General features: G+C 67.6%; 13 protein-coding genes. 10 read left to right on the top strand and 3 right to left on the bottom strand.

Features of this window, described 5'->3' with window-relative positions; translation table 11 throughout:
- Positions 1 to 16 precede the first annotated feature (16 nt).
- Positions 17 to 2,323, bottom strand: a complete 2,307-nt coding sequence (locus tag A8G15_RS11910; protein WP_068159304.1) for a cytochrome P450/oxidoreductase — start codon at positions 2,321 to 2,323, stop codon at positions 17 to 19.
- Between the two features lie 257 nt (positions 2,324 to 2,580).
- Positions 2,581 to 3,264 carry an IclR family transcriptional regulator gene (locus tag A8G15_RS11905; RefSeq protein WP_068159302.1) on the bottom strand — a complete coding sequence of 228 codons (684 nt, stop codon included), beginning with the start codon at positions 3,262 to 3,264 and terminating at the stop codon, positions 2,581 to 2,583.
- Between the two features lie 228 nt (positions 3,265 to 3,492).
- On the opposite strand from A8G15_RS11905, the gene A8G15_RS11900 reads away from it, so the two are divergent.
- The 5 genes from A8G15_RS11900 to A8G15_RS11880 all read left to right on the top strand — a co-directional run bounded on the left by A8G15_RS11900 (position 3,493) and on the right by A8G15_RS11880 (position 8,688).
- Positions 3,493 to 4,050 (top strand): MarR family winged helix-turn-helix transcriptional regulator, encoded by a 558-nt coding sequence (locus A8G15_RS11900; protein ID WP_068159301.1) that lies wholly within the window; start codon positions 3,493 to 3,495, stop codon positions 4,048 to 4,050.
- A 238-nt stretch (positions 4,051 to 4,288) separates the two neighbouring features.
- A complete protein-coding gene (locus tag A8G15_RS11895) occupies positions 4,289 to 5,497 on the top strand; it encodes a homogentisate 1,2-dioxygenase (protein WP_068159300.1) in 1,209 nt (402 codons plus the stop codon).
- Entirely contained in the window at positions 5,494 to 6,378 is an 885-nt protein-coding gene (locus tag A8G15_RS11890) for a hypothetical protein (RefSeq protein ID WP_068159299.1), read from the top strand. The genes A8G15_RS11895 and A8G15_RS11890 overlap by 4 nt, the downstream gene beginning before the upstream one ends.
- Complete coding sequence (fahA, locus tag A8G15_RS11885; RefSeq protein WP_068159298.1) at positions 6,375 to 7,565, top strand: fumarylacetoacetase; 1,191 nt, start codon at positions 6,375 to 6,377, stop codon at positions 7,563 to 7,565. Before A8G15_RS11890 ends, fahA begins: the two co-directional genes overlap by 4 nt.
- A 154-nt stretch (positions 7,566 to 7,719) precedes the next feature.
- Positions 7,720 to 8,688: an LLM class F420-dependent oxidoreductase gene (locus A8G15_RS11880; RefSeq protein ID WP_068159297.1), complete on the top strand. Its 969-nt coding sequence runs from the start codon at positions 7,720 to 7,722 to the stop codon at positions 8,686 to 8,688.
- 16 nt (positions 8,689 to 8,704) lie between these two features.
- On the opposite strand, the gene A8G15_RS11875 is transcribed toward A8G15_RS11880, so the two are convergent.
- A complete protein-coding gene (locus A8G15_RS11875) occupies positions 8,705 to 9,283 on the bottom strand; it encodes a hemerythrin domain-containing protein (RefSeq protein ID WP_068159378.1) in 579 nt (192 codons plus the stop codon).
- A 160-nt stretch (positions 9,284 to 9,443) separates the two neighbouring features.
- Between A8G15_RS11875 and A8G15_RS11870 the strand changes: the two genes are divergently transcribed.
- The 5 genes from A8G15_RS11870 to A8G15_RS11850 all read left to right on the top strand — a co-directional run bounded on the left by A8G15_RS11870 (position 9,444) and on the right by A8G15_RS11850 (position 14,108).
- On the top strand, positions 9,444 to 10,337 hold the full coding sequence (locus A8G15_RS11870; RefSeq protein ID WP_068159296.1) for a manganese catalase family protein: 894 nt from the start codon (positions 9,444 to 9,446) through the stop codon (positions 10,335 to 10,337).
- 108 nt (positions 10,338 to 10,445) lie between these two features.
- Positions 10,446 to 11,447, top strand: coding sequence for a helix-turn-helix transcriptional regulator (locus A8G15_RS11865; protein WP_082899833.1), 1,002 nt, complete (start codon positions 10,446 to 10,448; stop codon positions 11,445 to 11,447).
- A gap of 137 nt (positions 11,448 to 11,584) precedes the next feature.
- Positions 11,585 to 12,757, top strand: coding sequence for a methyl acetate hydrolase AcmB (acmB, locus tag A8G15_RS11860; protein ID WP_068159374.1), 1,173 nt, complete (start codon positions 11,585 to 11,587; stop codon positions 12,755 to 12,757).
- Positions 12,758 to 12,849: 92 nt separating this feature from the next.
- Positions 12,850 to 13,458 carry a pentapeptide repeat-containing protein gene (locus A8G15_RS11855; RefSeq protein WP_068159372.1) on the top strand — a complete coding sequence of 203 codons (609 nt, stop codon included), beginning with the start codon at positions 12,850 to 12,852 and terminating at the stop codon, positions 13,456 to 13,458.
- A 77-nt stretch (positions 13,459 to 13,535) separates the two neighbouring features.
- Complete coding sequence (locus A8G15_RS11850) at positions 13,536 to 14,108, top strand: alpha/beta fold hydrolase (protein ID WP_245687813.1); 573 nt, start codon at positions 13,536 to 13,538, stop codon at positions 14,106 to 14,108.
- The last annotated feature ends 1 nt before the right edge of the window (position 14,109 follow it).

Genomic DNA, 14,109 nt, shown 5'->3' with positions numbered 1-14,109 from the left:
TTCTGGAGGGGCGGGTTCAGAGGGCGAGGGTGATCTTCGTGCCGCACGCGCGGGAGCAGCACGTCATCATCGACTTGTTCCGAGCCCGTTCGGTTTTGGTGAGTACCATGTCGCGGTGATCCACCTCGCCGTCGAGGACGGGGGCTTCGCACGATCCGCACAGCCCCTCCTCGCAGTCGCTCTGGATGTCGATGTTCGACGCACGGAGGGCGTCGAGCACCGTCTGGTCGGCCGCCACCTGGACGGTCAGTCCGGAGTCGCGGAGTTCGACCTCGAACGCGTGCTCGTCGGCCGGGTCGAGCGTGGCCAGGTTCGACGTGAAGTGTTCGACGTGCAACGAGTCCTCGGGCCAGTGCGCAGTCGCGTCCTCGAGGGCGGTGAGCAGACGCTCCGGGCCGCACGAGTAGATCTGCGTGCCTTCGACAGGCGTCGCGAGCAGGGCCGGGATGTCGAGGCGATTGCCCGCCGCACTCGAATGCACCTCGAGCTCGGCGCCGTGCTCGGCGGTGAGCCGGTCGAGTAGTGCCATCGTGTCGACATCTCTTCCGCAGTAATGGATCTCGTAGTCCTTGCCTGCGGCCTTCGCGTGGTCGGCCATCGCGACGATCGGGGTGACGCCGATTCCACCCGCCACGAAGATGTAGCGGCGGGCATCCGGGTCGAGCTTGAAGTGGTTGCGCGGACCGCGCATCTTCAGGCGGTGCCCTGCCTGCAGGGTGCGGTGCACGTAGCGCGAGCCGCCGCGGCTCGCGGGTTCCTCGAGCACGGCGATCTCGTAGTGCGACAGGTCGTTCGGGTCGCTGCACAGCGAGTACTGCCGCGACAGCTCGCCGAGCTCGAGATCGATGTGCGATCCGGGAGTCCACTTGGGCAGCGGCCTGCCCGCCGGATCGGACAGCCGTACACGGACAACGCCGTCGGCGGCAGGGGTGATCGTGTCGACCGACACGGTTCGCGAGATGTTGGTCTTCGACGGCTCCCCGATCTTCACCGGACGTCGGTCGTCCAGGATCGACGGATCGGCGCGTTCGGGATTCTTCTCCGGATCCCACTGCACCCACACGTGATCCGGGCCGCGGAACGAGGTGTTCGGCAGGTAGGTGAACTCCTGGTCGGGAACCAGTTCCATGTGGGGGAGGCGCGTGGTGAACTCCTCGAGGAAGATCTGCATCTCCATGCGGGCGAGGTTCTTGCCCATGCACTGGTGGCTGCCGTATCCGAACGTGAGGTGGTCGCTCGAGTTCTCGCGGCGGATGTCGAAGTCGTCGGCGTTGTCGAAATGGCGCTCGTCGTGGTTGGCGGACGACGTGACGATCAGCAGCTTCGAGCCTTCGGGGATGGCGATACCGCCGATCGTGGTGTCGGCGGTGACGAGTCGGCGCCACGCGGCGACGGAACCGGAGTGGCGCAGGCACTCCTCGACAGCGTTGGGGATCAGGCTCGGATCGGCGCAGATCTCCTCCCACACGCTGCGGTTCTCGAGCAGCAGCCGGAAGGCGTTCGCAGACGCATTGGCCGTGGTCTCGTGTGCCGCAACGATTCCCGCCATCATCATCGAATGCAGGTAGGAGTCGGTGACGACCTCGGGCTGCTCCTGCTGGACCCGGAGGCCGAACGGCATCCAGCCGTGGCCGGACGGGTCCTTGCGCATCTTCTCGAGCACCTGGCCCGCGTACTGCCAGAACTTGCCGACGGCCTCGGCGACCGCGACCTGTTGTTCGGGCGCCGGCCGGCCCCACGTGTTCACAGTGTGCGCGATCGAGTACTTGCGCATCGTGTCCATGTCTTCTTCGGGCACGCCCAGGAAGTGCAGGGCCACGGTCAGCGGGACTTCCCAAAGCATCTCGTCGACGAGATCGGCCTTGCCGGACTCGACGAACCGGTCGACGTACTGGCGGGTGAGGCGGCGGACCATCGGTTCGTGGTGGACGAGTTCCTTGGGGGTGAACGGGTCCATCAGCACCCGCCGGCGCGGCATGTGCGCGGGTTCGTCCTCGTTCACGAGGGTGCGCGCCATCGCGTAGTCGTACTTCGCGAGCGTCGCGGTCGCTTCCTCCGAGACGGGGGTGATCTTCTCGAGCGCGATCGAGGGAGAGAACAGGATGTTGTCGCGGAAGACGGCCTTGACGTCCTCGTACCGAGTCACGACCCAGTACCCGAGTTCGGGGCTGTAGAACACGGGTTCGTCGTCGCGCGACCAGCGCAGCGACGCTGCGGGGTCCACCTGGTACGGGCCGGTGAACGGATCGAAGGCCGCGGCGTTGGCGGATACCGGGCAGCCGGTGGGGTGCAGGCTCGTGTGATCGATCGGGCATGCGCTCATGGGTTACTTCTCCATCTGTGTCTAACCCGCATTGAACTGCGAAGTTACGAATAACGCACATCGTGTATCGGTGAGCGAACTCCGCACAGAGTAAGTGCGGTCACATTCGAGGTCAAGTGCGGCCCGGGCAACGACGCAGCTCGGCCGGCGGGGGTGGAGCCGGTTCGGAAGACGGGATGCGCCGACCCCGGCCGTCGCCGCACGGCGGGTGCGCGGGTGGGCGCGGGATCTGCGGAAAGGGGGGTGTGCGGGGAGCGTCAGATGCTGATGAGGCGCTCGACCTCGCGGGCGGTGCGCTTGACCGCATCCGCGGCGCGTGCGGTGTCGAGGCCGTCGATCGCGACGACTCCCACGCTGCGTTCGAGCCCGGTGCTCGCCCCGATACCCCGAGGCAGCGCGATGCCGGATGCGATGCCGACGGCACCGTGCTCGAGCTGGCCGCGGGTGAGGCTGTAGCCGTCGGCGCGGGCGCGGCGTACGGCATCGGAGTCGCCCGGCGACTCGGGTCGCAGGGCGAGAATCGCGATGCCGGCGGCACCGCGGTCGATCGGGTGGCTGCTGCCGACCCGATAGCCGACCCGCAACAGGGTGCCTTCCGGCTCGGCGACCATGATCACGACGCAGTTCTGTCCCTGGGCGACCGACACGAACGCCGTTGCGCGGGTCGTGTCGGCGAGCGTGTGCAGGACGGGCTGGACGTCGACCGCGAACTGCGGTTCGAATCTCGACGCGAGCACAGCCGCGGCGACGCCGAGACGGATCCGGCCGTCCGTGGCGCGCGTGACCAGCGAGTGCTCCTCGAGCGTGGCGACGATCCGGTAGCAGATGGCCCGGTGGACGTCGAGTTCCCTGGCCAGGTCCGCGACCGAGATTCCGGACGGCGACTGCGACACGAGATCGAGTGCGCGCAGCCCACGATCGAGCGTCTGCAGAGTGCTCATGTAGGTCCTTCTCGGGCCGTCCGGCGGGCTGTCCGTTCGAGTCCTTTGTACAGACTTTTCGGTGCGGAGCGGTAACGCCCGCGATACGGCGGTGGCCGGGAAGCGTGGGCGCGGGCCCGCGGCGGAACACCCACCGGAAATATAGTCAATACGTATACTATTCCAGTGAGTCACCGGGAACCGTCCGCGCCGAAGACCCCTTCCACCGGCCGGGATAGGGTTGGGCGCATGGACGATGCGCGGAACGAGGCGGGGGAGCCGGCCGCGCCGGATTCGCTCGACTACTGGTCGTTCGTCGAGCTCGCGAAGAGCCGGCTGGGGAACAGGTTCGGCGACTATCACCGCAACGCCACCGAGGTCCTGCTCACCCTGAACCGGGCGTCGGACGTTGTCACCTACGACCTCGAGTCCACCGTGCACCGCCCCAACGGCCGGTCGTGGTCGGCCTACCGCCTGCTGTTCGTGGTCTGGCTGGCCGGACCGATCGAGCCGAAGGGTGCCGCACGGCTGACCGGCATGAGCCGCGCCGCGGTGTCGAATCTCGCAAAACCGCTGGTGGAGGCGGGTCTGCTGGAACGGACCCCGGCGAGTCACGACGGTCGCTCGGTCCAGTTGTCGCTGACCGAGGCGGGGGAGACCGAGATCGCCGAGGCGTTCCGCGTGCAGAACGAGCGCGAAGAAGCGTGGGTCGAGGTGCTGACCGAGGCCGAGCAGCAGATCCTCGTCATGCTGCTGAACAAGCTGATCACGAACCGCAGTCAGTTCGACGTGCGCGGACGCAACTGACCGCGCACGCACCTTTCCGGGCGACCCCCGCAGCCCAGGGTGATGGGAACCAGTATTCGGTCTGACCGGCTGAAGGTTCCCGTCACCCGGTGGGGTGGTGGCCGAGCAGACCGGATCGTCACGACCTTGTGATCGCCCCGTGGTTGCACTCGCACCCGAAAACTAGTTAATGTGTTTATTAATACCGAGGCGTGACTGCCTCGATCGGCCTGAGGAACCTGCGAGGAGCTGAACCCCCATGGCGTTCTACCGACAGCTCGGCGTCATCCCGCCGAAGCGTCACACTCAGCACCGCGACGAGAACGGCAACCTCTACTACGAGGAACTGATGGGTGAGGAGGGCTTCTCGTCCGACTCGTCGCTGCTGTACCACCGGCACATCCCGTCCGCGATCGTCGACGCCACCGTGTGGGAGCTGCCGGACCAGGCGACCACCCCGAACCACCCGCTCCAGCCGCGGCACCTGAAGCTTCACGAGCTGTTCCCCGAGAAGGTGTGGGCGGACACCGATGTCGTCACCGGGCGGCGCCTGATCCTCGGCAACGCCGACGTGCGCATCTCGTACGTGGTGTCGGCGACGGAGTCGCCGCTGTACCGCAACGTCGTCGGTGACGAGATGGTGTACGTCGAATCCGGCACGGCCACCGTCGAAACCGTCTTCGGAACGCTCGCAGCGAAGTCCGGCGACTATGTGCTGTTGCCGATGGCGACGACACACCGCTGGATCCCCACCGGCGACGAGCCGCTGCGCGCCTACGTCATCGAGGCCAACAGCCACATCGTGCCGCCGAAGCGTTACCTCTCGCGGTTCGGTCAGTTCCTCGAGAACGCCCCGTTCTGCGAGCGCGACCTGCACGGACCGTCCGCGCTCGTCGAGGTCGCCGACCTCGAGGCCGAGGTCGAGGTGCTTGTCAAGCACCGCACGTCGCACGGCATCGTCGGCACCCGTTATGTCGTGCCCACGCACCCGTTCGACGTGGTCGGCTGGGACGGCTGCCTGTACCCGTACACGTTCTCCATCCACGACTACGAGCCCATCACCGGCCGCGTTCACCAGCCGCCGCCGGCGCACCAGGCGTTCGAAGGCAACAACTTCGTCATCTGCAATTTCGTGCCGCGCAAGGTCGACTACCACCCGCTGTCGATCCCGGTGCCGTACTATCACTCGAACGTCGACTCCGACGAGATCATGTTCTACTGCGGCGGAGATTACGAGGCCCGCAAGGGATCCGGCATCGCTCAGGGCTCCATCTCGGTCCACCCCGGTGGGCACGCGCACGGCCCGCAGCCCGGCGCGTACGAACGCAGCATCGGTGTCGAGTTCTTCGACGAACTCGCCGTCATGGTCGACACGTTCCGTCCGCTCGAACTCGGCGAGGGTGCATTCGCATGCGAAGACCCCACGTATGCCGGGAGCTGGAACCGCAACCGAGGTGCAGGCCGATGACCGCCCTCGGATCCCTGCTCACCGGACTGTGCGACGACGCGGCGTTGTTCCCGCCGGGGAACGCTCCGCTGGAGCAGGCGCTTCCGGCGCACGCGGGACACCGCGTCTCCGATTACACAGATCTGGTGGGACTGTTCGTCTTTCCCGTCCCGCGCATCGACGAATTGACCAGCGTGCTCGAAGCCCGTCCGTTCGGCGGTGAGCTCGCCCTCAGCGTCACGGCTCCGGGTGGGCCCGCGACCGTGCCGGCCGCGGTGGCGCGGCTGCGCGAGCTCGACGGCGTCACCGTCGACGCGGTCGAGATCGCGGTACCCGCCGACCACACTGCAGACGAATTCCTCACCGCGCTCGACACCGTCGCCGCGGTGCTGCCGGACGTCTCGCTGTTCGTCGAGGTGCCGCGCGACGACCGCCGCGCCGCTCTCCTGGCCGGGCTCGCCGGGACCGCGCACGCCGCCAAGTTCCGCACCGGCGGTGTCGTCGCCGAGGCGTACCCGGACGAAACCGAACTGGCCGAGGCGATCCGGGCCGCCGTGACTCTCGGCGTACCGTTCAAGGCGACCGCAGGACTGCACCACGCCGTCCGGAACACCGACCCGCACACCGGTTTCGAACAGCACGGCTTCGTCAACGTGCTCGCGGCCGTCGACGCGGCGCTCGACGGCGCAGACGTCGCCGCGATCGCCGCGGTGCTGGCCGAGCGAGACGGAACTCTCCTCGCTGCCCGCCTGTCCGCGCTGAGTGCATCGCGGATCGCAGAGGTGCGCAGCCGTTTCCGTTCGTTCGGTACCTGCAGCATCCTCGAACCGCTCGTCGATCTCGTCGACCTCGGCCTGGTGCCTGCGACCGTTACCCCGATTATCGAAGGATCTCCCGCATGACCGTCATCGACATCCCGGAGGGCTCGCTCTTCGGCATCGACAACCTCCCCTACGGCATCTTCTCCACCGAGGACAGCGAACCCCGCGTCGGCGTCCGCGTCGGCGACACGGTCCTCGACCTGAGCCGGATCTTCGAGGACGACGTCGTGTTCGCCGAGCCGTCGCTCAACGCGTTCATGGCGCAGGGTCGTCGTCGCTGGGACGAAGTGCGTTCCGCCATCGTCGAACTCGTCGGTGATGATGTCACCGACGACGCCGTGTTCCCCGTCGCGGACGTGACGATGCACCTGCCGATCGAGGTCGCGGACTACGTCGACTTCTACGCATCCGAGAATCACGCGTCGAATCTCGGCCGGTTGTTCCGCCCGCAGAACCCGGATCCGCTGATGCCGAACTGGAAGCACCTGCCCGTCGGCTACCACGGCCGGTCGTCGACGGTGGTCGCGTCCGGTGTCGACATCGTGCGCCCGTGCGGACAGCGCAAGGGCCCGAACGATCCGGCACCGGTCTTCGGCCCGTCCGTCCGGCTCGACATCGAAGCCGAGATGGGCTTCATCGTCGGCGTCGGATCCCCGATGGGCTCGCAGATCAGCCCCGACGAGTTCGCGGACCACTGCTTCGGTGCGGTCATCCTCAACGACTGGTCCGCCCGCGACATCCAGGCGTGGGAGTACGTGCCGCTCGGCCCCAACCTCGGCAAGTCCTTCGCGACGTCGATCTCCCCGTGGGTCGTGCCGCTCGCCGCGCTCGAGGCGGCCCGCATCGCGACCCCGGTGCAGGACCCGGAACCGCTGCCTTACCTGCAGGGTGATGAGAAGTGGGGTCTGGACATCGATCTCGAGGTCGAGTGGAACGGTCACGTCGTGAGCCGCCCGCCGTACGCGCAGATGTACTGGTCGCCGGCGCAGATGCTCGCACATACCGCGGTGAACGGCGCCGCGACCCGTACCGGCGACCTGTTCGGGTCCGGCACCATCTCCGGACCGGAGAAGGACCAGCGCGGTGCGTTCATCGAACTTACCTGGGGCGGAGCAGAACCCGTCCAGGTCGGTGACGAGACCCGCACCTTCCTCCAGGACGGCGACGAGATCGCGATCTCGGCGACCGCACCCGGCCCGAACGGCGCCCGCATCGGCTTCGGAGAGGTCCGCACCCGGATCCTGCCCGCCACCGGCGACCGCAACTGAGCACGGTCTTCACCGAGACCAGGTCCGCGCAGTAACCGGAGCGCCGCTGGAACGAGCGCCGGACCACACCAGTGATGCCCGGGACCCACGAGGTCCCGGGCATCACTGGCGCCCTGACTGCGAAACAGGTGCATCGGTGGTTAGGGTGGCGACCATGACGCACACCACAGGACGCTGGGGCCTGACCGTCCCCCTCGACGGCATTCCGCTTCCCGACCAGCGCCGGCTGATCGAGGAACTCCCGGATCTGGGATACACGGACGTGTGGTCGTCCGAGTCGAGCGTGGCGGACGCGTTCACCCCCCTCGCGCTCGCGAGTGTGTGGGCGCCGGCCCTGCGTCTGGGTACTGCGATCGTCCCCGTCTACACGCGTGGTCCGGCGACCCTCGCGATGTCCGCCGCGACTCTCGCGACCGCGGCGCCGGGACGGTTCGTCCTGGGTGTGGGCACCTCGTCCGATGTCATCGTCGAGAAGTGGAACGGTATCGCGTTCGACGAGCCGTTCAAGCGCGCCCGTGACACCCTGCGGTTTTTGAAGTCCGCGCTCGCGGGGGAGAAGGTGAGCCGCGAGTTCGACACGTTCGCGATCGACGGATTCCGCCCCGGCCTGGTCGCCGATCCTGTACCCCCGGTCCTGCTCGCCGCGTTGCGTCCCGGCATGCTGCGGCTCGCCGGGCGGGAGGCGGACGGCGCGATCGTCAACTGGCTGTCGGCCGACGACGTGCGCACCGTCGCGCCCTACGTGCACGAGGGTGGTGCCGGCAAGGAGATCGTGGCGCGCATCTTCGTGCTCCACGGCTTCGACACCGACACCGCCCGCGCGCTCGGCCGGCGCATGATCGCCTCCTACATGAACGTCCCCGTCTACCGCGCGTTCCACGAATTTCTCGGCCGGTCGGACGAGTTCGCGGGCATGTGGCGGTTGTGGGCGGAAGGTGACCGCAAGGGCGCGCTCGAAGCCATCCCGGACAGCGTCGTCGACGAACTGGTGATCCACGGCGGTCCGGACGCGTGCCGTGAGCACGTCGAGCGCTATCGGGACGCGGGCGTGACGACACCGGCGATTGCGCTGGTGACCCCGGGTGATCCCGCGGAAGCGATTCGCGCGTTGGCGCCCCGCTGACCGTGGTCCCGGCCGCTCACGGAGCGGGCGGGTCCGGGGGATTCTCGCGGCCGGTCACCGCATCGCGGAGCTTGTCGAGCGTTGCCGCGGCCGCGCCCATCGTCTTCTGGGCACCCGGTCCGGACGGTGTGTCCGGATGCGGGCGCGTCGGCGCCTTCTCCTTGGCGCGGGCCAGGGTGGCCCCCAGCTCCTGAAGTTGGGACTCGTTCAGTGCGGCGGCCAGGCGCGGCCACACCACGTTCTGCTCGTACGCGATGTGCCTGCGGCCCGCTTCGATGAAAGCGGCGAGCGCACCGTGATATTCGGGTTCGCCGGGTTTGCCGTTCTCCAGCTTCTGGAGCAGGTGCTTTCCCGAGTTCTCCTGTGCCATGGCGTCATCGGCGAGCCGGTCGCCGTCCTCGAGGGTTTCCCGCACCAAGGGCCAGAAGTGCTGCTGTTCGATCGCCTCGTGCCGTGACTCGGCGACGACCAGATCGGTCACCATGGTGCCCAATCCGCTGAGCTGGGCACCACTGCCCTGCGGGGCACCGTCGAGCACCTCGAACATGCCCAGCACGCTTTCGTGATCGTTTCTGAGAAGTGTGAACGCATCCACCATTGTCATCGCCTCCGGTCCGTGGTGGCGACGGCGTACCCGTCCCAGGCGGGCGGTAAACGGTCGTGCCCCACCGGCGCGGACGAATACGGGTCGTTTCCGTTGGTGCGGCCCGGGTACCCGGCTCCCGACCCTCTGCACACACAGAAATGGGAGTGACATGTTCATCCACAACAAGGATATGCAGTTCGAGGTGCGGGTCGACCGGCCCGATCCGCGATTCGCCACGTTGCTTCAGGAACAGTTCGGCGGTGCGAACGGCGAGCTGAAGGCAGCGATGCAGTACTTCACGCAGGCGTTCGTGCTGCGACGGAAGAACCCGAAGATGTACGACCTGTTCATGGACATCGCCACCGAGGAATTGAGTCACCTCGAGATGGTCGGGTCGATGATCACGATGCTGCTCGACGGCCTCAACGACGATCTCAAGATCGCGAACGAACGATGCGACTGGATGCCGCTGGTGGGTACGGCCGACGGTAAGGAACAGGCCATTCACCAGGTCGCCGTCAATCCGCTGTACCTGGCGCTGACCGGCGGCGGACCGGATGTGAGCAACTCGGCGGGAACGCCGTGGACCGGTGCCTACATCAACTCCAACGGCGATCCGACGGTCGACCTGCGCAGCAATCTCGGCGCGGAGACCCGGGCGAAGATCGTCTACGAGTACCTCAAACAGTTCACCGACGATCCCGGTGTGCAGGAGACGCTCACCTTCCTGATGACTCGTGAAGTCGCGCACTACCAGCAGTTCACCGCGGCGCTGAACGAGCTGCCGGTGAACTTCCCGCCCGGGGCACTGGCGGGCGACGACCGTTTCCAGAATCTCGCGTTCAACATGTCCGATGGTGCGGACTCGGTGCGGGGGCCCTGGAACGAAGGCCAGGGACCGTGGCCGCAGGGCATGGAATGGGAGTACGTCGAAGCGCCGACGGAGCAGTGGCTCGGCACCGATATCCGGGAGAACCACGGCGCGGAGAACAACCCGGAGGGTGGACCCGAGGTGCACGGAACGAAGCCGTTCACGCACGAGCATCACACCGCTACGACCTGACAACCATCACGAACCGAACAACCACGACAGCGTGAGCGTTGCCCCCCGCGGTCCCGATCCGGGACCGCGTCGGGTATCCGCGGTCAGACCTCCGATACCCTCGCCGATGTGGACCTGACGCAGTCGCTGGATCCCTTCGCGGTCGGCATACCGCGGGACAGCGCGACCCGTTCGCCGGATTGGGACGAGATCCGGGCATGGTCGGACACCGTCTACATGCCCTATCGGGTGCGTCCCACCGGTCGGGTCGTCCGGCCCAGTTCGAGCATGTTCTCGGCGGACATCGCGCAGATCACGCTCACCCGTTTCCGGTACGGAATCCCGGTTGCGGTGGACCGGTTCTCCCCTGAAGCCGGAAAAATATTGGTGCTCAACACTGTTCGTGGTCTCGGGCTGCACCAGACCGCCGCCGGCTCTGTGGAGGTGGGGCCGGGCGGATGCTTCGTGGTCGATTGCAGCCGGATCGAGCACCGTAGCGACTTCGACCACGAGGACCTGCAGCTCAACCTGACGATCCCGCACACCCTGGTCGCGGACCTCGCCGAGCGGTGGTTCGGTTTCCTGCCGGACGATCGGCTGTGGCGGCACAGATGCGTGGTCGGCGGGGGAGAATCCGGCTGGACGAAGCTCCTTGCGTACGCCGTCCAGTCCGTTCTGGCGGACCCTGCCGGTCTCGCGCACGGCCGGCCGGGAATCCACCTGCAGGACATGCTGATCGGGCACCTGCTCACCGAGTGGGCCACCAGTGCGGGTGTGCCTCTGGACGGCAGCGATCGGCAGGCGACCCCGGGTTACGTGCGCCGAGCGGAGCAGTACTTCGACGAGCACGCTGGGCAGCTCCCCACGGTCAGCGAGGTCGCCGCCGCGGTGGGGGTGAGTGTGCGGGCGCTGTCCGGCGGATTCCGGCGGTACCGCGGAACCACACCCAGCCGCTATCTGCGCGACGTGCGCTTGAATCGTATTCGCGATGAACTCGTGGCCGCCGGGCCCGGAGCGACCGTCTCGGAGGTGGCTGCGCGGTGGGGCTACGTCAACCTCGGGGTGTTCGCCGCGTCGTACCGCCGCAGGTTCGGGGAGAACCCGTCGCAGACCCTCGCCCGGGGCGACTGAACGCGCCGGAGAAGAAGGTGCCGATCGGCGACGTGGTGTGCCGATCGGAGGTGGCGCAGGTCACATCGGGGTTCGTAGCGTCGCAGCTGCGAACGGGCGGCCATCGGGGCCGCCTCCCGAAAACCCTGGAGAACCCCGTGTACGAGGATTTCGCATCGATCGTCGGACCCGTCCTGGATGCGCTCACCGCCACCCCGGCCGGGGTCCCCGGCGTCGTCGCTCATCTCACCGATCGCGACGGCACGGTGTTCGAAGGCGCGGCCGGGGAACGAGCCCTCGGATCCGGCATTCCGATGACCGCGGAGACGGTGTTCGCCGCGTTCTCGACCACCAAGGCGATCACCGCCACCGCCGTGCTGCAGTGTGCCGAGGACGGGTTGCTCGATCTGGATGCGCCCGCGGCTCAGTACCTGCCCGAGATCGGAAAACTGCAGGTCATCGATGGATTCGGTGACGACGGCAACCCCTTGTTGCGTGCCCCGAAGCGCGAGATCACCACCCGGATGCTCCTGCTGCACACCGCGGGCCTGGGCTACGACTTCTTCGACGAGACCTATCGGCGCCTCGCGACCGAGCACGCCCGGCCCGGCGTCCTGTCCGCCACGATGGCTGCGCTGACCACGCCCCTTCTGTTCGATCCGGGCGAACGCTGGAACTACGGTACGAACATCGACTGGGCGGGGCTGGTCGTCGAGGCCGTACGCGGCAGCCGGCTCGGCGACGTTATGCGGGAGCGGATCTTCGAACCGCTCGGGATGATCGACACGGCGTTCACCCTCACCGGTGACATGCGTGACCGCCTGGCCGTCGTCCACCAGCGGGCCGACGACGGCACCCTGATTCCGCTTCCCGACCTGCAGCTGCCGCAGGACCCGGAGGTGCACATGGGTGGACACGGCCTGTACACGACGGTGCCGGACTACATGCGGTTCCTGCGCATGTGGCTGGGTGACGGTGCCGGCCCGGGCGGGCGGGTGCTGTCCGCGCACACCGTCGCCGAGGCGGTCCGTGGCGGTCTGGACGGCCGGGAGGTCACGATGCTGCGCGGCGTGGACCCGACGTTGTCGCACGACACCGAGTTCTTCCCCGGAATCCGCAAGAATTGGGCACTGCCGTTCATGGTGAACGAGGAACTCGCGCCCACCGGGCGTCCGGCCGGCGCGCTCGGCTGGGCGGGCCTGGCCAATCTCTACTACTGGATCGACCGGGAGAACGGCCTCGCCGGGTTCTGGGCGACGCAGATCCTGCCGCTCGGTGACCCCGCGTCGTACGGCGGATACCTCGAATTCGAGTCTGCCGCATATCGATAGAAGACCCGTAGCGGTGTGTTCTCTCCGGTCCCGGCCGTGTCGAACAGGTGGCCCTGCCGGCGGTGTCGGCCCGGCAAGGCAGGATCGGGGGCATGAGTGCGGAACAGGATCAGGAATTCGTCGGCGAGGACTTCTCGGACGCGCGGTTGGACGGTCAGCGCTGGACGAACCGGAACTACACCGGGTGCAGCTTTCGTGATGCCGACTTGAGCGGGCTGGACACCAGCCATGTGGTGTTCACCGACTGTGACTTCACAGGTGCCGATCTGTCCGAGTCCCGGCACACGATGACGGCGTTCCGTTCGTGTACGTTCACTCGGACCACGTTGTGGCACAGTGAATTCCGTGGTTCCAGTCTGCTCGGTTCGACGTTCGAGCAGTGCCGGATACGTCCGGTGGTGCTCGATGAGGTGGATCTGACCCTGGCTTCTCTCGGCCGGGCGGACCTGCGCGGCGTCGACTTGACCGGCTGCCGGCTGCGGGAGACGAACCTCGTCGAGGCGGACCTGCGTACCGCCTCGCTGCGGGGCGTCGACCTGTCGGGTGCGCGAACGGTGGGTCTTCGGCTCGAAGGTGCGGACCTGCGCGGCGCGCATGCCGGGGCGGCCTTGTGGACGTCGGCGAAGCTGGAGGGCGCGAAGATCGACCTCACGCAGGCGGTGGCGATGGCCTCCGCGTTCGGGGTGATCGTCGAGCAGTGATCACGATTCGGTGAAGGCGGCTAACGGCATTCGGTCGTCGGACGACTACCCGGGCAGACCGCATCGCAGGAGTGCCCATGTCCGAGATGTCCGAGCTGTCGACAGGGTCCGCCCGTAACGGGATCTCGCGTGTCACGGTGGTCGCCGACGACGGGGTGCCGTTGGCCGCGACGATCGAAGGTCCGCCGGATGCGGCGCTGACCGTCGTCCTGGTGCACGGCCACTGCCAGGAGGCCGGGAGCTGGGACGACGTCTGCGTCCGCGTGACCCGGCCAGGTGTACGTATCGTGCGCTACGACCAACGGGGACACGGCCGTTCGGGATCGGGTGACGTCTCCGCGCTGACGCTCGAGGGACTCGCCGGCGATCTCGACGCCGTGCTGCGGACGCTGGTGCCCGCCGGCCCGATCGTGCTGGCCGGATATTCGATGGGCGGCATGGTGGCGATGGTGTATGCGCGGCTGTACCCGGCCGCGATCGGTACCCGCATCGTCGGCGTGGGGCTCATCGCGACCGCCGCGTCCGGGCTCGCCGACAACGGCGTGGGCCGCTATCTGCGGCACCCGGCCGCATCGGTGCTGCACCGCGCGGTGACGCGGGCGCCTCGCGCGATGGAGGTGTCGAAACGGGCGGGCGGGTGCCGCAGATAGC

It is taken from the genome of Rhodococcus phenolicus (assembly GCF_001646785.1).
Classification (GTDB): domain Bacteria; phylum Actinomycetota; class Actinomycetes; order Mycobacteriales; family Mycobacteriaceae; genus Rhodococcus; species Rhodococcus phenolicus.
Note: the sequence above shows the minus strand (reverse complement) of the source record. Positions and strands in the feature narration are given on the sequence as shown.

Coding starts and splice junctions, on each gene's coding strand:
- fahA (WP_068159298.1), top strand. CDS start 6,375: ATGACCGTCATCGACATCCCGGAGGGCTCGCTCTTCGGCATCGACAAC.
- A8G15_RS11855 (WP_068159372.1), top strand. CDS start 12,850: ATGAGTGCGGAACAGGATCAGGAATTCGTCGGCGAGGACTTCTCGGAC.
- A8G15_RS11890 (WP_068159299.1), top strand. CDS start 5,494: ATGACCGCCCTCGGATCCCTGCTCACCGGACTGTGCGACGACGCGGCG.
- A8G15_RS11880 (WP_068159297.1), top strand. CDS start 7,720: ATGACGCACACCACAGGACGCTGGGGCCTGACCGTCCCCCTCGACGGC.
- A8G15_RS11895 (WP_068159300.1), top strand. CDS start 4,289: ATGGCGTTCTACCGACAGCTCGGCGTCATCCCGCCGAAGCGTCACACT.
- A8G15_RS11910 (WP_068159304.1), bottom strand. CDS start 2,323: ATGAGCGCATGCCCGATCGATCACACGAGCCTGCACCCCACCGGCTGC.
- A8G15_RS11850 (WP_245687813.1), top strand. CDS start 13,536: ATGTCCGAGATGTCCGAGCTGTCGACAGGGTCCGCCCGTAACGGGATC.
- A8G15_RS11870 (WP_068159296.1), top strand. CDS start 9,444: ATGTTCATCCACAACAAGGATATGCAGTTCGAGGTGCGGGTCGACCGG.
- A8G15_RS11900 (WP_068159301.1), top strand. CDS start 3,493: ATGGACGATGCGCGGAACGAGGCGGGGGAGCCGGCCGCGCCGGATTCG.
- A8G15_RS11905 (WP_068159302.1), bottom strand. CDS start 3,264: ATGAGCACTCTGCAGACGCTCGATCGTGGGCTGCGCGCACTCGATCTC.